The 21661-nt window shown below is 45.5% G+C and carries 16 protein-coding genes and 2 pseudogenes; 12 read left to right on the forward strand and 6 right to left on the reverse strand.

Going from position 1 to position 21661, the window contains the following annotated elements:
- The first annotated feature begins 242 nt into the window (after positions 1-242).
- Positions 243-911, forward strand: coding sequence for a hypothetical protein (locus QUA80_RS08040; RefSeq protein ID WP_333423034.1), 669 nt, complete (start codon positions 243-245; stop codon positions 909-911).
- A gap of 127 nt (positions 912-1038) precedes the next feature.
- Here QUA80_RS08040 and QUA80_RS08045 read toward each other — a convergent pair whose 3' ends face one another.
- Positions 1039-1551, reverse strand: a complete 513-nt coding sequence (locus QUA80_RS08045; protein WP_333423036.1) for a phycobiliprotein lyase — start codon at positions 1549-1551, stop codon at positions 1039-1041.
- 821 nt (positions 1552-2372) lie between these two features.
- On the opposite strand from QUA80_RS08045, the gene QUA80_RS08050 reads away from it, so the two are divergent.
- Entirely contained in the window at positions 2373-4607 is a 2235-nt protein-coding gene (locus tag QUA80_RS08050) for a hypothetical protein (RefSeq protein WP_333423037.1), read from the forward strand.
- A gap of 138 nt (positions 4608-4745) precedes the next feature.
- Here QUA80_RS08050 and QUA80_RS08055 read toward each other — a convergent pair.
- The 3 genes and pseudogenes from QUA80_RS08055 to QUA80_RS08065 form a co-directional block, all read right to left on the reverse strand.
- Positions 4746-5375 (reverse strand): annotated as a pseudogene (locus QUA80_RS08055) (Uma2 family endonuclease).
- A 306-nt stretch (positions 5376-5681) separates the two neighbouring features.
- The gene (locus QUA80_RS08060; protein WP_333423039.1) at positions 5682-7091 is read right to left on the reverse strand and encodes a (Fe-S)-binding protein; all 1410 of its coding nucleotides are present in this window, start codon (positions 7089-7091) and stop codon (positions 5682-5684) included.
- 290 nt (positions 7092-7381) lie between these two features.
- Entirely contained in the window at positions 7382-8770 is a 1389-nt protein-coding gene (locus QUA80_RS08065; protein ID WP_333423041.1) for an FAD-binding oxidoreductase, read from the reverse strand.
- A 97-nt stretch (positions 8771-8867) separates the two neighbouring features.
- Here QUA80_RS08065 and QUA80_RS08070 point away from each other — a divergent pair, with 97 nt between their 5' ends.
- The 4 genes and pseudogenes from QUA80_RS08070 (at position 8868) to QUA80_RS08085 (ending at position 12858) form a co-directional block, all read left to right on the forward strand.
- Positions 8868-10328 carry an ATPase domain-containing protein gene (locus QUA80_RS08070; RefSeq protein ID WP_333423043.1) on the forward strand — a complete coding sequence of 487 codons (1461 nt, stop codon included), beginning with the start codon at positions 8868-8870 and terminating at the stop codon, positions 10326-10328.
- A 324-nt stretch (positions 10329-10652) separates the two neighbouring features.
- Complete coding sequence (locus tag QUA80_RS08075) at positions 10653-11024, forward strand: response regulator (protein WP_333423045.1); 372 nt, start codon at positions 10653-10655, stop codon at positions 11022-11024.
- On the forward strand, positions 11021-12181 hold the full coding sequence (locus tag QUA80_RS08080) for a HAMP domain-containing sensor histidine kinase (RefSeq protein ID WP_333423047.1): 1161 nt from the start codon (positions 11021-11023) through the stop codon (positions 12179-12181). Before QUA80_RS08075 ends, QUA80_RS08080 begins: the two co-directional genes overlap by 4 nt.
- Before the next feature lie 171 nt (positions 12182-12352).
- Positions 12353-12858: pseudogene (locus QUA80_RS08085) on the forward strand (DUF4079 domain-containing protein).
- 115 nt (positions 12859-12973) lie between these two features.
- On the opposite strand, the gene QUA80_RS08090 reads toward QUA80_RS08085, so the two are convergent.
- Positions 12974-14011, reverse strand: coding sequence for a DALR anticodon-binding domain-containing protein (locus tag QUA80_RS08090; RefSeq protein ID WP_333423049.1), 1038 nt, complete (start codon positions 14009-14011; stop codon positions 12974-12976).
- Positions 14012-14369: 358 nt separating this feature from the next.
- Here QUA80_RS08090 and QUA80_RS08095 point away from each other — a divergent pair, with 358 nt between their 5' ends.
- The 5 genes from QUA80_RS08095 (at position 14370) to QUA80_RS08115 (ending at position 19053) form a co-directional block, all read left to right on the forward strand.
- The gene (locus tag QUA80_RS08095) at positions 14370-15215 is read left to right on the forward strand and encodes a Crp/Fnr family transcriptional regulator (RefSeq protein WP_445302216.1); all 846 of its coding nucleotides are present in this window, start codon (positions 14370-14372) and stop codon (positions 15213-15215) included.
- 124 nt (positions 15216-15339) lie between these two features.
- Positions 15340-16008 (forward strand): HAD-IB family phosphatase, encoded by a 669-nt coding sequence (locus QUA80_RS08100; protein WP_333423051.1) that lies wholly within the window; start codon positions 15340-15342, stop codon positions 16006-16008.
- A gap of 249 nt (positions 16009-16257) precedes the next feature.
- Positions 16258-16899: a methylthioribulose 1-phosphate dehydratase gene (mtnB, locus tag QUA80_RS08105; protein ID WP_333423052.1), complete on the forward strand. Its 642-nt coding sequence runs from the start codon at positions 16258-16260 to the stop codon at positions 16897-16899.
- Between the two features lie 84 nt (positions 16900-16983).
- The gene (locus QUA80_RS08110) at positions 16984-18018 is read left to right on the forward strand and encodes a patatin-like phospholipase family protein (protein ID WP_333423054.1); all 1035 of its coding nucleotides are present in this window, start codon (positions 16984-16986) and stop codon (positions 18016-18018) included.
- Between the two features lie 225 nt (positions 18019-18243).
- Positions 18244-19053, forward strand: coding sequence for an MlaE family lipid ABC transporter permease subunit (locus QUA80_RS08115; protein WP_333423056.1), 810 nt, complete (start codon positions 18244-18246; stop codon positions 19051-19053).
- Positions 19054-19476: 423 nt separating this feature from the next.
- Here QUA80_RS08115 and QUA80_RS08120 read toward each other — a convergent pair whose 3' ends face one another.
- The gene (locus QUA80_RS08120; protein ID WP_333423058.1) at positions 19477-20982 is read right to left on the reverse strand and encodes an SGNH/GDSL hydrolase family protein; all 1506 of its coding nucleotides are present in this window, start codon (positions 20980-20982) and stop codon (positions 19477-19479) included.
- Between the two features lie 248 nt (positions 20983-21230).
- On the opposite strand from QUA80_RS08120, the gene QUA80_RS08125 reads away from it, so the two are divergent.
- A complete protein-coding gene (locus tag QUA80_RS08125) occupies positions 21231-21575 on the forward strand; it encodes a Dethiobiotin synthetase (RefSeq protein WP_333277670.1) in 345 nt (114 codons plus the stop codon).
- Positions 21576-21661 lie beyond the last annotated feature (86 nt).

Below are 21661 nucleotides of genomic sequence, written 5' to 3' on the forward strand. Positions count from 1 at the left end.
ATAAAGGATAAAGGATAAAGGATAATGGATAAGGGGTAATGGGTAATTGGTAGTTGGTAATTGGTAATTCTTCCTTCTATCGGTTACATCCATTAAATCCCGTACACTGCTCGTTGCCGAAAACCCATCCGTTAAATCCGTTGCATCGGTTAAACAATCCGTTGCCGAACTTCCCTCTTCCCTCTTCCTTCTTCCTTCTTCCTTCTTCCTTCTTCCTTCAAAATCCCAATTCCCAAGTTCCCATGACAGAAGTGACCGCAATATCTGCACAAGCAGCGGCTCTGCTGGTTCACTACGGTTTTGACCTAGGTGGCAAAAAAGCAGAGAAATTGGCGGGTGAATGGCTGACTAAGTATCCCGGCTATTGGCTGCGTTTAGCAGTGATTGAAGCGCTTTATCAAGGGCGCTACAAGGCTGTTTCTGTCGGACAGCTATTAAGTATGTGGCACCGGATAGGCCAACCTCTCTATCATTTCAATCGCGAGTTTGAACGCTTGGTCTGCAACAATTTCCCTCAAAATTTAACCCTTGAAAGTGACGATCGACTGCCACAGGAAGATATACTTGTATCGAACCAGGAATCGGAAAGCGGTGTCGCACAGTTAGATTTGCTTGGGCCGTCAGAGTCAGAAATCCATCTGGCGCCAGATGCAGAAGTCCCGACAACAGAGGCGCAGGAAACAGAAAAATTGCCCGCAGCCGATCGCACAAAAGAGAATACAGAAGTTGTAGTATATGAAGATGTGAATGTTACTGCCCTCGCCGATCGAGCCGAAGCCGATCGCAAATTAGCGGACACACCTGTGGCAAAATCATTCCCAGTTGTCAAACACACTGATTTTCACACTAAGTTAAAAGCCATTGCCCGAGAAGGCCGCAGAAAAAAGGGAGAAAGCAGAAATAAGGTATAATACCATTTCGATTTTCGATTCAAGAATTACGAATGACTGATGAAGATCGTGCTTTCGATCGTGCCTGCAGTTCATTCTTTTTGGGAAGCGGTGTAATTTTTGGGAATTACATAGTTGTTTGTGACAGTTAAGTTTTCGGACTTGCTCCCATCCGAATTTCCGAACAAAAAGAAGCTTGTTCAGTACCGTTAGCTTGCTTGACAACGCTAGTCCGCAGCCGCAGGTTGGGCATGAGATACCACAGCCTTTCTTCGGCATGGAGGGTGTCTGATTCTGTAATCAATGTCAGCACATCGTCGCTGCCCATCACGTAGCGGCCGTTACCCTTGTCTTGCAACACTTTGCCTTCGCTGGGATTATCCGGATTGGGTACGATTGCTAGTATTGTAGAACCGATTTGTTTAGCTTGGTTGCGATCGGGAATACCGTCCCAAGAAACCCGAAGACTGGTTAGCCCAGTTGAGGCTGGGTTAATCGAGTGTTGTTGGCAAAGTTTGACGACTGCTGCATCGCTAGCCGTCAGTATTTCTATTTTGAGGTCGGATTTACCCGCCTGCAATTCCCCAGAATTGAGATTGTGTACGGTGCGCTGGGAAAACCATTTGCCTGCACTTAACTCGAAAAACTCGATAACATCCATGAAATTAGTCTCTAAACTCAATACTGCTCTATTTTCGATCGCGACTTGCGCCCTATGGAGTCAGAAACCAGGTTTCTTCCTGCGTACCTAGCGGTCAAACCAATGATTTTGTCTGTAAACCCGGTTTAAGAGTGCAAGTCCTGTTCTATATTTTAAAGGAATGGGGCGCGCCTGCAAAACTTTCCGAGAGCTGTGGGCGAAGCAGATTGCAGGTGCGGTTGAGTTACGGAGCCCAATCAGGGGACATCTGCTTCGCTGATGCAAAGGAATGGACAGAAAATAAGAGCATCCGGCATCATGTTTCGTTAACAGTCCTGGAGGCAAAAACCCGGTTTCTTCAGGTAATTTTGTCATCTTCGCTCGCAGGTGACAACCAGAAACCGGGTTTTTTGGTCGAGTGCGTCCAGGACTGGTTAAAAAAAGCCTTGTTCCCACATCAAATAGGATTACCACATATCAAAATTTTTAGCTTTGACAGTGTGGATCGATCGACAATCATTCCCCAAAGATCGGCTATGTTAAGAAAAACAACGATATATGTCAGCTTTTGTCGGTCGGTAAATTTTGCGCTGTTGAGTTGAATGATATTAGCTGCGGTTTACTTGAATCGCACTCCTTAAAAATTATCAAAGCAGACTCAGACTAAAAAACGAGCAATTCATCGAACCATCACCAAACCGAGGGCAGCACCCTAGTAGCAAATAGCATTGAAATATGTCATGCTAAGTCAAGAACTAAATCAAGAGAAAAGATTCTCGATCCGGTTTCCAGCAGGGTGCAGCTAGCGATCGTATACATTTAAAAAAGACATCCGTAAATTTATGAGCGAGTTTACAGAACGGCTGGATCGAATGCAGCCCGCAGAAAAGACGCACTACCTGGGAATCCTGCCAAATCAGCTAGCAGCGAGTTCAGACTCAGAAAAATTATACAGCTTACTAACAGATTACAATTTTATTGAAGCCAAGCTGTCAGCATCGGGAGTCCAGTCGCTAATAGAAGATTACGATTTAGCAACCAGTCCCGATATGATAACCTCAGACCAAAAAGCCGACCAACTCAAATTAATCCAAGAAGCAATTCGGCTGTCTGCCCATATTCTAGCTAAAGACAACACCCAACTAGCCACTCAACTAATTGCGCGCTTGATGGGCTTTGAAAGTCCAGAAATTCAAGAACTGCTAGCACAAGCAAAACACCAAAAAAAACCCTGGCTGCTGCCGCTAACCCCCAGCTTTACTCCTCCTGGCGGGAGATTGCTACGCACCCTCACCGGACATACAGATTGGGTACAAGCTGTAGCAATCACCCCCGACGGCAAGCGGGCAATTTCTGCCTCCTCCGACCACACCCTCAAAATTTGGCACTTAGAAACAGGAGAAGAACTTGCCACCCTCAAAGGTCATCTTACCTACGTCAATGCTGTAGCTGTCACCCCCGACGGCACTAAAGTAATTTCCGGTTCTTGGGACAATACTATTAAAATTTGGGATGTAGAAACTGGACAAGAAATATTTACCTTTGCCGGCGATACTTTTGCCGTAGAAGCTGTAGCGGTTACTCCCGAAGGCAATCGAGTAATTTCTGGTTCTTGGGATGGCAGTATTAAAGTTTGGGACTTGAGAACCACGGAAGTAATCTTTAACTTCAAAAGTCACAGCAGTTTTGTCCAGTCCGTAGCAGTAACTCCTGATAGCAAACACTTGATTTCTGGGTCTGGCGACAATAGCATTAAAGTCTGGAACCTAGAAACGGGAAAAGAACTTTTTACTCTCACAGGTCATGCAGACTGGGTAAAAAGTGTAGCAGTTACTCCCGACGGCGAAAAAATAATTTCAGGGAGTTACGACGGAACTGTTAAAGTCTGGAGTCTGTCAGAAAAAAAGAAACTTTTTACTTTAGGAAAACACAGCAGTTTCGTTCAAGATGTGGCCGTCAGTCCCGATGGCAAACGAGTAATTTCGGCAGCAGGCGACAAAACGCTGAAAGTGTGGAATTTGGAAACAAAAGAAGAACTTTTCACTTTTACCAATCACATCGCCCCCGTGAATGCTGTAGCTGTTACCCCCGACGGCAAGCGGATAGTTTCTGGTTCGTCGGACAAAACTCTCAAAGTTTGGCACTTAGAAATAGGAAAACAAAATTTATCATTGGCAGGTCACGATGACTGGGTAAACGCTGTAGCAGTGACGGCGGACGGTACGAAAGCGATTTCCGGTTCAGGAGACAACAGCATTAAAGTCTGGAATCTCAAAAACGGACAGGAACTTTTTACAATTCCCGGACATGAAGATTGGGTAAAAGCGATCGCCGTAACAGCAGATAGCAAGCGAGTAGTTTCGGGTTCGGGCGACAAAACTGTGAAAGTTTGGAATCTTGAAACCGGAAAGGAAATCTTTACTTTCATGGGTCATACAGACTGGGTAAATTCTGTGGCAGTTACGGCCGACGGAACGATGGCAATTTCGGGTTCGGGAGACAAAACTATTAAAGTTTGGAGTTTAGAAACAGGAGAGGAACTTTTTAGTTTTTTAGGTCATGAGGACGGGATAAAAGCTGTGGTAGTTACTCCCGACAGCAAGCGGATTATTTCGGCTTCCGGCGACCAAACTCTGAAAGTTTGGAGTTTGGGGAAAGAAAAGAATATTTTGGCACATTTCTGGAATTTAGCCGTCAAAAATCTACTTTTCACTCTCAAAGGTCATGAGAGTTTTGTGAATGCTGTGGCAGTTACCGCAGACGGCAAATGGACGATTTCTGGCGGGCGGGAAAACCATCTGAAAGTTTGGGATTTGTCAAGTAGAAAAGAAATTTTTACTTTGGTAGGTCATGACGATGCCGTAACATCTCTGGCGACTGTGGGAAATAAGGTGATTTCTGTTTCGGATGACAATACTCTCAAAGTTTGGGATTTGTTAAGTCGAGAAGTAATTGCTAGTTTCAGGGGAGATAGTGCTTTGAAATCTTGTGCTATTGCACCGGATGGAGTGACAATTGTGGCGGCGGAAGCTTCTGGACAGGTGCATTTTTTGAGGTTAGAAGAGGGGAAAAAATAACCTACGGGTAGGGACACGGCAATGCCGCGTCCTTACAAATATAATGTGAAATTAACCGAGTTTGATATTAATTATGAGGGTGCACAGTCTGCACGTTACGGCTTAATGTAGCCCGATCGCTCTTTTCCCCCATCTAGTTTACAATTGTTCCGGATCGATCCCCATCGATCGCAGTCTTTCTGCTAGGACAGCAGCCCGCTGTTCGGCTTGTTCGGCCCGCAGCCGTTCTTGTTGTGCCTGCTGTTCGGCTTGTTCCAACCTGCGAGAAACCTCCTCATAACTTGCAAACGGTTCGCCGTCAGGGCGATAAATTTGCAACTCTTCACCCGACAAATCAAAGCGAATGCCGAGTCGGGGGCTGGCCCAATTTTCGATCGCATCAATTACGTCCAAACGCCCCCGTGAACGAATCCAACCGCTGCAATCGTTGCGTTCCGGGTCGTACAGGTAATATTCCTCTACCCCGTGGCGATCGTAAAATACCTGTTTTTTATTCATTTCTGTTAGCCTGTTACCGGGATAAAGAATTTCAAACACTACTTGCGGCGCGATATTTTCTTCTTCCCACTGCTTGTAAGAACCCCTATCTCCTTTCGGTCTGCCCAAGACTACCATCACATCCGGGCCGACGCGAATCTTGTTATCTCCTTCGACGGGATACCACAGCAAATCGCCCGCGACAAATACATTCGGGTCATCGGCAAATAGCCGCGCTAAATTTTGTTGGATGATCAGTATCCAGCGAAATTATTTAGTATTATCTGACAGAGGTTTGCCGTCGCTGTCGGGCTAAATTACATCAGGTTTTTGAGGGGACTTGAGTTGAGTTACCATAACTGTTGTCCGGAGTGAATAACTGTTGAATTTAATTTAAGCTTGTGGGAAAGGTGAGAAGTGCGATGCCCTGGAGGATAGCTAAGCTTCACGACCTTTCTCAATACAATAACCTCTTCCTCTTTCTCATTCTTCTGGCCCCTCTGTGGAACAGGCGGGACGCCTGTGAATTTCTGCGGTTCATTAAAAAAAATCTCACTCAGCATCGAAAATAGGGCAGACACCGCCCGCCCTACAAAACTACTTCCTCAGCAACTTCACCCCGCGAATCGAATAATCCAAAAGCTCAATTGGGTGCATTAAAGTAACTTGCTTTCCCTGCAACTCCAAATGCTTCTTAATTTGCAAAGAACAACCCGGATTAGAAGAAGCAATCAACTCCGCCCCAGTATTCAGCAAATTCTCCACCTTTTGCTGTCCCAATTCATCAGCAACCTCCGGCTGAAGCATATTGTAAACCCCCGCACTCCCGCAGCACAAAGCCGCATCCACAGGTTCTTTTAACTTCAGCCCAGGGATTTGTTGCAGCAACTGACGCGGCTGCAAACTAATCTTTTGCCCGTGCAACAAATGACAAGCATCCTGATAAACTATTGTCAAATCTCCCTCGATCAAAGGATTGAGTTTCGCCGTAATTCCCGCACTTGCCAAAAACTCTTGCACGTCCTTCACATTAGCAGCAAATTTATCAGCTTTCTCCCGATAATCCGGGTCATCTGCTAAAATGTGACCGTATTCTTTCAAAGTGTGACCGCACCCAGCAGCGTTGATAATCACCACATCAACGCCAGTATTTTCAAAGCTATCAATCATTTGTCTCGCCAAAGATTTCGCCTGTTCCGCTTGGCCTTGGTGTTCTGGCAAAGCAGCACAGCATCCCTGACTTTTAGGAATCACAACCTCACAACCGTTAGCCGTCAAAACTCGCACCGTAGCTTCATTAACTGGCGAAAATAACAGCCGCTGGATGCAGCCTAAAATCACGCCGACTCGATAGCGTTTCTCCCCTTGTGCCGGAATTACCTCTGGCAAATTATCGCGGAAAGAATCAACAGTAACTTTCGGCAAAATAGATTCCATAGCCGCCAATCGGGGAAATACTTTTTTCAGCAAACCTGTTTTGCGGACAAGTTTTGGCAGTCCTAATTTTTGATAAATAAACAGGGGTACAAGCAAAGGCCGCAATCTGTGAGGATAAGGAAACAGATTAAAAATCAGAGTCCGAATTACATTGTCGGAAAAAGTGCGTTCCTGATTTCTGGCAACTTGGTGGCGAGTTGCAGAAATTAATTTGTCGTATTGAACTCCAGACGGACAAGCTGTAACGCAAGCTAAACAGCCCAAACAAGTATCGAAATGCTGTGACGTTGCTTTGTTTAAAGGTGCGTCGCCTTCGTTAATTGCATCCATTAAATAAATGCGGCCTCTGGGGGAATCCATTTCTTTGCCGAGTACGCGATAACTCGGACAAGTTGACAAGCAAAAGCCGCAGTGAACGCAAGTATCGATTAATTTCGGGTCGGGCGGATTTTTGGCATCGAAACCCGGGATTTCAAGGGTTTCTAAGTGGGGATTTTGTGCTAAAAAATTGCTGGATTTGGCAGGTCTTAAATCGTCGCTGGGAACTTGAGATTTTTCTGAAGTTTGCATATATGACAGAAAGAAAGAACAAGGAAAAAGTAATAAAGCCTGGTTATCAGTCGAGAAGTTAGAAGCAATCGACTGCCTATGTTTCAACAATCAAGAATATCCTAACGGTAGGGCGCGGTTGCTATTCATAGCAAGCACAGATCCGTCAAACAAACAAACACTTCCCTTCATTTCTCTTCCTTCGCGGTCTAGCGCTAACGCGACGAAAGCGGTTCGTAAAAAAAATTTAGTTGACAAATGAATTAGACCCGGATTGAATAAAAACTGAACTCCTTACTAAAAACTTTAAACTAAATACCGCATATAAAACGATGGGGACTCCAAAGATTTTCCGGGTCAAACTGCTGTTTAATCCGCTGCATTAAAGCGATCGCACTTCCAGTATAACCCCAAACATCTAACTGTTCCTTGATCTCGTTCGACGCAGCTAAAACAGTCAGAAAACCGCCTTTCGCTTCGCAGCCTCTGCGTATTTGCAGCAGTGTTTCGGCCGTCGCAGTCTCAAACCGCAAAACCCCCAAACCGCTACCTGCATGAATCAAAGCGTCTTGTACGGGGAATTCCTCAAGTAGTTTGACAGCTTCCGACGGTCTAACTCCTATTTTGCAAATAATGGCTGAGTAGTTGGCTCTATTCCAGACTGTTTCTGGCAATCTTTGCCATAATTGATTCTCATCATTGTCGCGACAGATATTTGCTTGCAAACCCAACTTTTCGGCAACTTGCAGCAAGCGGGCTGATTGTTCTTTAACGCTCTCTGCGATACTTTGAAATCTTACTATCAATCCTTTGCCCTTTCCTAAACCTAATTTTGCTACTAAATCAGGTGACAGCAAATCAACGGCTGTCGGAGTCAAAGCAGAAGACAATAAGATTTGAGCTGCTTGAGCTAAAGCATTAGTTTCTCCTGCGAGCACTACGGTTTTCGACGCTTCCGGCAGCGGATAAACTCGGAAAGTTACTTGACCGATCATGCCCAATGTGCCGTAAGCACCGGTAAACAGTTTCATCAAATCGTAGCCGGCGACATTTTTAACAACTCGACCTCCGGCTACAGAAATTTTACCGTCCGATCGCACAAAGCTAATTCCCAACAGCATATCGCGAACGCCCCGATAGCGGTGGCGCAGGGAACCCGCGTCAGCAGCAGCGACAATGCCGCCCAAGGTTGCTTCTTGTGGATAAGCTGGGTCGATCGCCAAAAATTGATTTGCTCCGGCTAAAATTTTCTGCAAGTCGGCAAACTTCATCCCGGCTTCTGCAGTCACCGTTAAATCGCCCACAGCGTGTTGTACAAGTCGATTGAGGCGCGAAGTGCTGACAGCCACAAGCCCCGCTGCATCAGAAGAACCCCCTAAATCTCCCTTAAAAAGACCCACTGGGAGTGAATTCTCTCTAGGGAAGTCTAATTTAACTAAACCGCCCCAATCAAGTTTGCTGCCGCTGCCACAAGGCAAGACGGCACAGCGATTTTGCACAGCCCAAGCAATGACAGCCGCGAGTTCTTCCTGAGTATTCGGATAAAGGGTACAATCTACTTTTCTGTCGGCGGCAACAGCTTTTTGTATGCGTTCTTGCCAAAATAGCTCTGTATCTTGCCACAGACAGATGCCAGAAGCGCCGACAAGGCTTTCTAATTCTTGTGTGCTAACGTAATTTTCGGTAGAAAAAAAATTCATTCAGGTTATCAGACGCCCGGTAAAACAAATAATCAAATGACTGCCTAAAACTATTAAATATTAAGAAGGGCGCGATATTGTAAGCATGAAGAAACAAATGTCAGAAAACCGATTATCAGTAGGAATTACCGGTCTCAACGAAGTGATTGGCGGCGGCCTAATACCTCAGCGCTCTTATCTGGTGCGCGGCGGCCCGGGTACTGGCAAGACTACACTGGGCTTTCACTTTTTGGCTGCAGGTGTGGCTCTGGGAGAAAAGGTGCTGTTCATTACTTTAGGAGAACCGGAAGCCCAACTGCGCGCCAATGCTCAATGGCTCGGTTTTGAAATCGAAGCGATGCCGTTCCTCGATTTGAGCCCCTCCTCAGAATTTTTTACCGAAGTTCAAACCTACGACATTTTTTCCGCCTCCGAGGTAGAACGAGAACCGACTACGCAAAAAATTATCGAACAGGTACAAGCTGTCAAACCGCAGCGGGTGTTTTTGGATGCGATTACTCAATTCCGCTACTTAGCTACAGACGAGTTCCAATTCCGCAAACAAGTTCTATCTTTTCTGCGCTTTTTAGTAGAAGGGGGGGCGACGGTAGTCTTCACCTCCGAAGGCACATCAAGTGCTCCGGATGATGATTTACAATTCATCAGCGACGGAGTAATTTATTTAGAACTGCTGCCTGAAGGGCGCACCGTGTCTGTCACCAAGTTTCGGGGTTCCAACTTCCGGGACGGCCGCCATTCGCTGCGTTTGAGCGAGACAGGAATGCAGGTATTTCCGCGACTGCTGCCGGATAATTATCAACAGGATTTTATCTCGGAGCCGATTTCTTCGGGGATTCCTGAAATGGACGAAATGCTGCACGGTGGATTGGAACGGGGTACTGTGTCGGTGATTAGCGGGCCTAGCGGTGTGGGAAAAACCACGGTGGGCATTCAGTTTATGAAGGAAGCAGCCGCAAGGGGAGAGCGATCGGTAGTTTACATTTTTGAGGAGTCAACTTCTACTCTGCTGCACCGCTGCGAATCAGTTAACATACCGGTTCAGCAGATGATCGAGCAAGGAAGTCTTTCGGTGATACCTGTGGAACCTTTGCTGTACTCGCCTGATGAGTTTGCCAATATGGTACGCATAGAGGTGGAGGATCGTCAGACGCGGATTGTGATGATTGACAGTATTTCTGGCTATCAGCTTTCGATGCGGGGGCAAGATTTGGTTAGCAATTTGCACGCTTTGTGCAAATATTTGAAGAATATGGGAGTCACGGTAATTCTCATTAATGAAATAGAAACTCTTGCTGGAGATTTCCGAATGACCGAGGTCGGGATTAGCTATTTGGCGGATAGTCTCGTGTTTATACGCTACCTGGAACATCAGTTGTCGGCTGGAACAGAAATCTGCAAGGCGATCGGAGTCATTAAAAAACGAGTCAGCAATTTCGAGAAAAGTTTGCGAGAACTCGATATTACTCGCTACGGTATCAAAGTCAGCAAACCAATACGGCGAGTGCGCGGCATTTTGAGCGCTGCGCCGCTCTGGATGGATGTAGAAAGTGAAGATTGAAGCGGGGCTATTTCTGCTTTTTTTGGGCTGATCCAGGCTAATTTTGAAATAGTTAGTTTATTGCATAATTTAATGTTAATTTATTAGTAGAATCTGTCTCTCTCATTTGTATCGCAGTCTCGCTCCCCCTCGCATCCCCCTTAAAAAGAGGGCTTTGATATCTCTTGTCCCCCTATTTTTAAGGGGGGTATGGGGGAGGGAGACGATTGTGATTCAAACAGAAGATACTACGTTTAACCTTAAGTTGACGGGAACGGTGCGCCCACAAGCGCCCTACTTCTATCTAAAATCTAAAATCTAAAATCTAAAATCTAAAATCGATGGATGATTAGCAATTCAAAAATTCTGGCGGTAGATCGCAACCAGCGCAATTTGGAACTGCTGTCGCAATTTCTGCACAAAGAAGGATACCAGACAATGATGGCTTCCAGCTTTGAGGAGTTTGCACTGGCGATCGACCCGCCTCATAACATTGGGATAGCTTTAGTAGATATTTCTGGTTTCGACCGCCGGATTTGGGATTGCTGCGAACAACTGCGAAGTCACCAAATCCCTTTTTTAATACTTTCGCCCAAACAAAGCGCTGTGATTCAGCAGGAAAGCTTACACCACGGTGCTCGCAGTATACTAATAAAACCTTTGGCCGTTAGACAGTTACTAAGCCTTGTTCACAGCTTGCTAGGAGAACCTCCGTGAGTCAAATTTTATTGCTTGTCGAACAAAAAGAAAATCGCCGCCTCTTGTTAGAATGGTTAGCAGTTAATTACGTGGTATTGCTGCCCAATTCAACTAATGAAATTGACGATTTATCGCAATTCAATCAATCCTTTGGCATGGGTATTATTGACGGTCTTGCCCTCAAACGCCACTGGCAGTGGGTGGCCCAAAAAAAACAAGCCGAACATCCGGTTATTCTGCCTTTTCTTTTAATTACATCGCGGTCGGATGTGGGGATGGCAACGCAATTTCTCTGGCAGACAGTAGATGATTTAATTCTAGCTCCGATTGAGAAGATAGAATTGCAAGCGCGGGTGGAAATTTTGTTGCGATCGCGGCAGTTATCTTTAACCCTAAAATTGTCTCACGACCAACTCGATCGCTCCCTGCAAACAGCCCAAGAACTTAACCAGAGCAAAACATCTTTATTGTACATGATATCCCATGACGTTCGCAATCCTTTGAACTTCATCATTGGTACTACACAACTTCTTACTAAGTATAAATTGAAATTCACTGACGATAAAAAACAAGAACTTATAGACAAAACTCAAGCAGCAGCAAAAGGCATAAATTTGTTATTAGACGATGTTCTGCTCATCAACCGAGTTGAGTCTGGGAAAGTGGCGTTTTGCATCATCCCGCTAGACTTAGGAAGCTTTTGTAATGAGGTAGTAGAAGAGTTTCAGAACAGCCAGAAATTGAAACCTGAAAATTCTCAGGTGGGGCTGATTTTTGTCAATCACAGCCCCTTTGCGACTGCGTGTTTGGAGCCAAGCTTGCTCCGGCGGATTTTGATGAATTTGGTATCTAATGCTATTAAGTATTCCCTCCCAAATAGTCAAGTAACTCTTGAAATGAAAGTCACCAAAACCGAGGTAGCTTTCTCGGTAGAAGACGCAGGCATTGGTATTCCTGTTGAAGACCAAGAACGGCTATTTGACTTTTTTTACCGGGCTAAAAATGTCACTAAAATTCCCGGTACTGGACTAGGGCTGAGCATTGTCAAAAAATGCGTTGATTTGCATGGTGGCGAAATTACATTTACCAGTACCGAAGGAGTCGGTAGCAAATTTACAGTAACATTGCCGATCGCAGAAGTTAGCAGCGAGCAAGTATTCCCTGCAAGGGATTAAACTATAGTAGGCATTATAAACAAGCAATTCAATTTGGAACTTGAAGATGTAATGGCACTCGTCCATTCAGCCCTCGCAGTAGCGGTAGCGTTCCCTATTATTGGCACTGTTGTGAATGGCGCGTGACAGACTCGCCAGCGGCTGCAAACCGCTGGCGGTAGCAAAAGCAAAATTCCCCCGGTTGTCGCCCCGGAACACCTAAAATTGGGCAGATTGCTCACTGGTGCGATCGTCGAAGTTACCTTAATTGCCCTTGCCTACTCTATTTATTTTAACAGTATTGTGGAGAAGGATTTGTGGAGCCAATCGCCGATGCAAGGGGCAAACATTATACTAATCTTTGCCGGAAAAATTGCTTGTTTGGGATTTTTCAATCGAGCAAGAGAGAAACTTTGCCGGGGAGTATTTCCCGCTTTGAATGGTGCCAGTTTGGTAGTTTGCGGATTTCAAGAGGCGATTTTTCGCAGGGAGGATGAATGGCTGGTTTCTCATTTTTATTACGGCATCACTGCGGCACTGTTAAAGGTTTTTCCTGGGCAATTACGCCGGAAATCGATCGGGATTTATCGCTGCGCTGGCGAAAAATTCACACATTTTTAAACTGCATCGCCCTGCTGCGATTTCTCGGTCAAAGAGTTACTGGCTCTCGCGATTTGTTTGAGATTCATTTAAGCTGAAAAAAATAACACCTCGATCGGTGCGATTTCCCAAGTTAAAATAGTCAGTAACCAGCGCCAAAAATACAGTAAAATAGTCTATTTTTGGGATTAGTATTTTTTGATTCGGACTAATTCAAAGTTCTAAAGGAGCAATAGCGTTAAATAAATTTTCGAGCATCGAGCGCAACAAAGATTGACTTGCTAAGATTAAACCCAATCGGGCTTGGGCGAGTTTTGGCTGTTCTGTTTTAACTTCTCCCCAAATTCGGCACTGGCTGTAAAAAATCTGAAAGGCTTCGCTCAAACTATTGGCTAATTTGAAATAATTTACTGGTTTTTCGAGTTTTTTTACGTCAAAATTAGGATATAAATTATCTAACACTGTTAACAGTTGCGATATTAAACTGCGTTCTGCTGGATGCACTAACCGCAGTCGATCGCCCTCGTCAATCCAAGGGATAGGATTTGGACTCGCCAGCAACCAAATTTGCGGCGCTGTAGCGAGATCGGGCTGGGCGATCGCAATTATCCGATCGCGGTGGGCCATTCGCAGCAGTGAACAGCAGCGCGCGTGGCTGTACTGAATGGGAAACAGCCGATCGGCTGACACAACAGGAGATAATATTCTAGATTCTGGAACTGGGAGGTTGGTTTGAGCTAAACGCTGCAACCAGACGGCTAAACCTGCATCAGTCAACTCCAACTCAATAATTCCCGCCGGCGCGACTTTAACGGCGAAATCTGGGTAGCACAGCGGTTTGAGAGTTTCGGCCAACTGTGCCGCGATTGTCTGCGGTGTCTGCTGCCAAGTTTTAGCCAATTTCAGGGCGATCGCAGACACGTACAGCACCCGCGCGCTATCTTTACTCCGATTTAACGGAAATATTGCACCATTCTCAATCAGTTTGTTATGGGCGGGCTGGATGCCTGTTCCACAATCAAATTCACTCTTCGGTTCACAGGCATCTTGGGCGGGCTCGATGCCCACCCCACAATCAAATTCACTTGTTGTAAAACAGGCATCTTGCCTGTTCTTGAGAATGGTGCCACCTATGAGATTTAACGGAATTTTCCCTAGTGTTTCTTGCTGGGCGATCGCCCTTTGGAACCTTGAAAACAAGAAACACTTCACTGTAAGTTCTGGGCACTGCGAGATATTTGCTGTATCCATATCGGCCGATCCTGCGGTAACAGGGGCGGTTGACTGTTACCGCTTGCACTGTTGTTGTACGTTAAACCGCTGATGTCAGAGATGCTCGATCGACTCCCTCGGACGGGGCTACATCGAATTAATCTGCTCTATAGCGATTTTTGGGCTAAATACTACAATAAATTTACGACAAATTTTTTGCCGATCTATACCATTTTGATGTATTTTTTGTTACATTGAATGTTTCGGTAAAACAAAGAAAAATCAGCACAGTTAAGAAGCGTGCAAGCTTGATCGGGGGTTGGCTGTCTCACTTTGTATCGCGCTGCTAGCAAAAACCGTTTTTCTCACTGATTAAATATATCCCAGAGCCTCACCTATGCAATCAACTTCCACACCTCTAGAGACTATCGATCGACCTTTTATCACTTGGCAGCGAATTATCGACTGGGCCCAGGAACACTACCGCTGCCGGACTTTTAGCAAAGACGAGCGGATTCCCGCAAGACCCGGACTGCTGTATTTAGTCCAGAAAGGTTCTGTGCGGCTCGTAGGCAGCGCTCAAGTTAGCGCCGCAGGGGCGAAGTCAAAATCTGCTGACAAAACTACAGAAGAAGCTTTTTTGGGCTTCGTCGGCGCCGGTCAGCCTTTTGAACTGGTTGCTCAGTCTCCGTTTACTCTCCAAGCTTACGCCCATGCCGATCAAACTCACGTAGTGTGGATGTACTGGCACGACTTGGATAATTGGCCTCACTTTCGCAGGGAAATTTTGGATGCGTTTCGCTACCAGCACCAGCGGAAACTTCTCTGGCTGAGCACTTTGGGGCAGCGCCGGACGATCGACCGACTGCTGGGATTTCTCACTTTGTTAATCGAAGAGTTCGGCGAACCTTACGTAGGTGAGGGCGAACCGGATGTGGTTCGGGGCTACCGGCTGCCTTGGACATTGACTCACGCTCAAATTGGCAGCGCAATCGGCTCAACGCGGGTGACGGTGACGCGGCTGATGGGTAAGTTGCGATCCAAAGGTTTGATTAATACTGAGGATGATAATTTAATCTGTTTGCCGGCTAAGTCTAACCCTCAAAAGACAAAAAACCCAAAGGAGGATGTAGAAGCATTCCTCGAAGATTCTCTCGACGACGAAGATTCTCTCGACGACGATTCTCTCGACGACGATTCTCTCGAAGATTCCCTCGACGATTCTCTCGAAGAAACTGCATAAAATCCTGCGGGCAATTGCCAACAAACAGGGTGTCGCTATTAGTTGTTAGCCGTCGCGCTCAGTCGCTCGACAGTGTACGATGAATTGTGTAAACTTTTCCCGTTCTCGAAAGGTGCGACTGGCAATGACCGATAACAAGCAAAAATCTACTATCCCGAACAGTCAGCAACGGGTGGTATTCTGCGACTTTGACGGGACGATAACCGTTGAAGAAACTTTTGTGGCAATGCTCAAGCATTTCGCACCGGAATTGTCGTCTCAACTGATGCCTGAAATATACGCTAGAAGGCTGAGTTTGCGATCGGGAGTGCGGCAAATACTAGAGTCTATTCCCTCGGAATGTTACGGGGAAATTGTGGAGTTTTCTAGGGGAAGGCTGATGCGGCCGGGATTGTTGGAATTGCTGGATTTTTTGGACGAGAAAAAGGTAGATTTTGCGATCGTGTCCGGCGGTCTTCGGGTCATGGTAGAGACGGTAATGGGCGATTTGGTACACCGGGCGAGGGTTATTTACGCTGTGGATGTGGACGCTAGCGGCCCTCACTTGCAAGTCAATTCTAAGTTTGAAGGAGATGAGGAATTGGTGTCTAAGGTGCGGGTGATGGGGCAGCACCCCGCCGAGGAACAGGTGGCAATCGGAGATTCGCTGACGGATTTTAATATGGCTTTGCAGGCTTCGTCGGTGTTTGCGCGCGATCGGCTTGCCCAGTATCTAGACGAACAACAAAAGCCTTATACTAAATGGGATAATTTTTTTGATGTGTTGGAAAGTTTGTCCGAGAAATGGAAATGAAACTATCGCCTTTCTCAGGTAATATAAATTCCGTTTGCATCGGTATTGTATGATGTTAAATTTTGTAGGGTCGGGTTCACCAACAATAATTGCCCGTAACAGACAATATAATAAACCCGCCCCCGTGCATATAAGTCCGATGCTACCGGATTTTATATAAGGTCTGCAGCGCGCACCCTGCGTTTAGATAAGCCAGCGCAATTCCTAATTAACGTAAAAAGTAGATTAAAAGCTGAGGATTTGTAAAGAATGAGCGGCGATTTGAGATCGGATTTAATAGCAGCAGCAAAACATTTTTACGATCGCGGTTGGATGGTTGGTACTGCTGGCAATCTTTCAGCCCGCTTACCAGATGGCAGTTTTTGGATTACTGCTAGCGGTCGCGCGAAAGGGCAGTTAACTGAAGAAGATTTTATCAGAATGAGCTCAGACGGCGCAATTGTCGAGCAACCTGTTCCCGACAGCCGCCCTTCGGCCGAAACCAGCATTCATTTAGCCGTTTACAATTGTTTTCCAGACGCTAAAGCTTGCTATCACGTGCACTCCATCGAGGCAAATTTAGTTTCTCGCCTAACAACAGGAGATGCAGTGCCTTTACCCGCGATCGAAATGCTGAAAGGTTTGGGGGTATGGGAGGAAAACCCGCAGGTGGCGATACCCCTATTTGCAAATTATTTGGAAGTCCCTAAAATAGCCAAGGAAATTTGCGAATTTTTTGCTATTTGTGCGCCCTCTGTACCCGCTTTGTTAATTCGCGATCACGGGATCACAGTCTGGGCAGACTCGCCAGCGGCTGCCTACAATTACGTAGAAATTGTAGAATACATTTTTCGCTATACGATCGCAGCCCGCCAATTAAATTTAGATTTGAGATTTGAGAGTAGAGATTGAGCGGTGCAGGAATTGCGAGGCTTAGGGATTTGAAATTAGGAAGCGACCAAACATCGAGAATAGACAACAATACAGACAACTATTATGGCTAAATATACCAGAATTTTATCCATAGATGGAGGCGGAATTAGAGGAATTATCCCCGCGCAAGTAGGAGTTACCATTGAGTCAAAGCTGCAACAGAAAAGCGGCAACCCAGATGCGAGAATAGCTGACTATTTTGATTTAATCGCCGGCACGAGTGCGGGAGGAATTTTAACTTGCATCTATTTGTGTCCCGATCCTGAAAATCCCAGCAGACCTCGGTGGTCTGCCCAAGACGCCGTTAATTTTTCGATTAAAAGCGGCCGCGACGTTTTTAAGAGTTCATTTTGGCAAAAACTCAGATCTATAGACGGTTTGATAGATGAGAAATATGCGAGCGATCGCTTAGAAAAATTATTTTGGGAAAACTTTAGAGATTGCAAACTCAGCGAACTGCTAAAACCTTGTTTAATTTCCAGTTACGACATCGAAAGGAGAAAAGCTCACTTTTTCGATCGAATAGATGCTCAACAATATCCAGCAGAAGACTATTTTATCAGAGATATAGCCAGAGCCACATCTGCCGCTCCCTCTTATTTTGAAGTTCCAAAAATCTACTCTTTGACTAACGAACGCTACGCTTTAATTGACGGGGGAGTATTCGCAAACAATCCGGCACTTTGTGCCTATGCAGAAGTTAGAAATAAATTCAGAATTCCAGACGATCGCCGCGACAAAGGCCCGACAGCAAAAGATATGGTAATTTTATCCTTGGGGACGGGAGAAGCTCAGAAAAAATTCCCCTACGAAGAAGTGAAAAATTGGGGTCAAGTTGAGTGGGTTGAGCCTTTGATTAATATCATGATGACCGGAGTTGCTGAAACTGTAAATTATCAAATAATCCAAATTTATGATGCGGTTGAAAGACCGAATCAATATTTGAGAATTAGTCCAGATTTGAACCGCGAACAACCGCTGCCGATGGATGATGCCTCGGAAGAGAAGATATCGGAACTGCTGAGAATTGGCAAGGATCAAGCCGAAAAATATAATGAACAGTTGGATAAGTTTATCGACTTGTTGCTTGCCGAATAGTCATAATATTTGAGATTTGAGATTTGAGATTTGGAAATTAGTGATGATTACCGCAGAATCAATCAGTGCCAATCTCAAATCTAAAAAAGTATAGCGTACCAACTGCAGGGCAGGCAGACTGAAAATATATGTTGACAAATCGTGGAATAATTGCTGTAGGATTGCCAAAAATCTGTAGGTGGCGGTTCTTCGCCCTGTTTGCAATTAATCGCGAGCCCTCAGTCATTGGTTAAAAAATACCAAGAACACGATCGACCTCTAGATGAAACCTTCAATAACAGGTGGTTTCAGCGGTTTTTAGTGACGCTGTTCCTGGGCGGCCAAGTGCTGCTGCGCATACTCCAAGGCAAAATTGACCGCCGCCAAATCATGGAACATTTAGTAACAGTAGGCCTGGGTTCTTTGCATTCCGTGCTGCTAATAGCCCTTTTTGCCGGTATGATTTTTACCATTCAATCCGGCAGAGAATTGGTTCGCTTTGGGGCGGTTGGGGCGGTGGGAGGTGCTTTTGCTATGGCATTTTGCGGCGAATTAGCACCACTTTTAACGGCGGGCGTGGTGGCGGGACAAGTAGGTTCTGCCTTTGCGGCGGAGATTGGAGAAATGCAGGTGACGGAACAAATAGACGCCCTGTATATGTTGAGAACAAATCCGGTTGATTATTTAGTAGTGCCGAGGGTGATAGCTTGCTGCATCATGCTGCCGATTTTAACAATTTTTGCGGTAGCGGTGGGGATTTTGGGCGGGCTGTTTGTGGCGGTTAATTTTTACAATTTGGAACCGTCGGTATTTTTGGAATCGGTGCGGACTTTTTTGGGGCCTTGGGATTTAGTAACTGTGGCGATTAAAAGTTTTATTTTTGGGTTGATAATTGCCCTTGTCGGTTGCGGTTGGGGCTTGACGACGACGGGCGGAGGTAAAGGAGTAGGCAAAGCTGCAACGGCGGCGGTGGTAACTTCTTGGGTGTTTATTTTTGTCGCGGATTTGTTTTTATCGCTGTTGATATTTCACGAGTTGGGGATTCCGAAAAGTTGATAATCTTGGCGATTATAGCCGGAGTCAATCGATTTTAGATTTTAGATTTTAGATTTTAGATTAAAGAATTGAAGCATTGACCCCAGGGGTAAACTCGGGGGGCAAGTTTCATCGGATACACGTCAATACGGTTCAGATAAGAATAATCTGATTTCCTTTCACAAGTCGGGAACTCTCATAAATGCGTGAAATGAAATTCGTCTGAAAGCGCTAACCCAAGCGTATTGGGATACAGGTTTTTTATTTCTGGACGGATGAATCCGCGGGCTTGTATCCTGGATGCTTTCGTTCAAGATGCTTAAATATTAAGGGTTTGAACAATCATCAACCCGATTGCTACCAGGATTGCTATAAAATAATATGAAGATTTTTTTAACAGCAGATGAACGCAAATAAACTCTGATAAATTTGCATCAGCGTTCATCAGCGTTCATCCGCTGATATCTGCGGTTTAAAACTCTCAACTTGAGACTTTAGATTGGAGAAAGGAGGGCGATACACTCGAATTGCTTTAATTGGAACTTTCCCGTCAGTTTCGGGGACGATTTCGAGGATGTGTTTGGAGTTGCTCAAATTCTGAGCTAATGTTGTAGGGTATTCGCGGCTTGAATCTGCAATCTTTGGCGGAACGTATGAATCAACAAACATCGGCCGCACCTGCCAGGAAATCTCAAAGCCTTTAGGCGTCTGTTTTTTAGAGTATTCATAGGCATTTTTCAGCCACCAGTTTCTCGCTTCAATCACGACGCGGCCAGAGTTTGAGATAAAAAGTTCGCCGTTTGTACCGCTGCCGTCGTAACCTGTTTTAGAACCTACAACGTCAAATTTAAACTTGCTGGCGTCGCTGTTAATCTCAGTAATTACGGCTTTCCAATCTTCGACGATTAGCGGTTTTTGGCTGGATACTTGGAGAATAGCCGGCCAAGCGACGCCAAGACTAACGCTAGGTCTGGTGATGCTGTAAAGTTCAGGGAATTCTGAGGGTTTTTTGCCGTCGATCGCAATTCTAGCAGAAATTGCGTTGCCGTTGAAGGTTGGATCGGCGATCGCATCTATTTTATTTCCTTCAAATTCTAAAACCAACTTCCCATCTTGCCACTTAACATCGCTGCCAACTGTATAGGTTTTCACTAAATCGTGCTGCGGTTGAGGAGAATTTGGGTTGTATCGCAGGTGCGGTTTTATCAAAGCAGCTAGCAGAAAATTTCCCCAATCGTTGAGGTGAATTTCATCGCTCAATAGCTGTTTTGGCTGCAAGCGATTATCTTTCAAATACCTGCGCCAAGGTTCGCGAATTTCGGCGATTTCGCAGCCGTATTTATCGGCCAACTCAGGCAGCCATTGAGTAGAATGAGTGTTGTGCCATTCGTATCTGTTTACTTGTTCTGGGTCGTCGCTGCTGCCTGTCGGCATCCAATCGATGTGGTCTGAGTGCAAGAGTATTTCGCTAGCAGTGCGGCTGCGGACATTGGCAATTATGGCTTCGTAATCTTCACCGCCTCCGTAGACGTGAAAAATTAGCAAATCTGGATAAAAAGGATACAAATCGTGTTCGCTGGGACGGATTAAAATAGGGGCATAAAATCCTCCGATCGCCCGATTTTCCACAATCAAATCTGCATAGGGAAATCGCTGTCTCAAATCCTTCGCTACATCTTTCCACCAATCTTGCTGAGTGATGGATTGACCGTAGAATAGGATACGCACTTGCCGGCGTTCTGTTGGAGTGCTAGTCGCAAGTAGCCCCATTGTCCTTTGAATTCTTGCTCCAAAAGTAGCATTATTTTCAATAGGGGCGGGTGGGGGAAATGGCGTATCGGCAGCGATTATTTTGATGAGCGGAACTAACAGAAAGCTCACACACAAAAAAAGCAGCCACAAGTAGCGGTAAATTTTTGATTTTATGCTCTTTCCCTGCCGTTTTGCCATTGTTTTATTTTTCCGTTCTGTAAAACCCACCTATAACTACCAAGAGTAGTTGTAGGGTGCTCTTCGGCGCACCTTACGAGAGCTTTCGGGTACAGGACGCGACCTCACGATTAGCTTTCGGGTACAGGGCTGGCGCACCTCACGAGTAGCTGTAGTTTAGCCTGTATCGAAATATATTACCAAATTGAGCGAGACAAAAAGTGATATAATGCCAGCTAATTAATTGCAAGAGATCGATCGCACGTCAAATGGATTACAAAACAGCCCGCAGTTTTCTGATCGACCAAGGAACCGCCCTCGAAACCAAGAAAAATCCCGACGCCTTCCTGATGCGCCTCAAACAAGGTCAGCCGCCCGTACCCGGACAAGTGACATCGATTTTATTAGCTTTAAAAATATTGTTTGAGGGCCTGCAAGAATCTCCAATGCTCGATCGGCAATTAATCTCGGCACTGCATTTACTGTCAGTAGAAAGTTTACTGCAATTTGAAGCTGGACTCCGCAGAGGAGTTTCTTGGCCGCCGCTGCTGAAAGAAGACTTAAATCGAATTGCGATCGCAGTCAAAAATATCTTTTCCGGCGTCTGGCAATAATTAGCTCGGCAACCACCGATCCCGATACCCACCGCCAGCAAACTCAAAATTTTCTCCTACAAATTTTTGTAAAATTTTATGTTAAT

Source organism: Microcoleus sp. F4-D5 (genome assembly GCF_036704885.1).
GTDB lineage: Bacteria > Cyanobacteriota > Cyanobacteriia > Cyanobacteriales > Microcoleaceae > Microcoleus.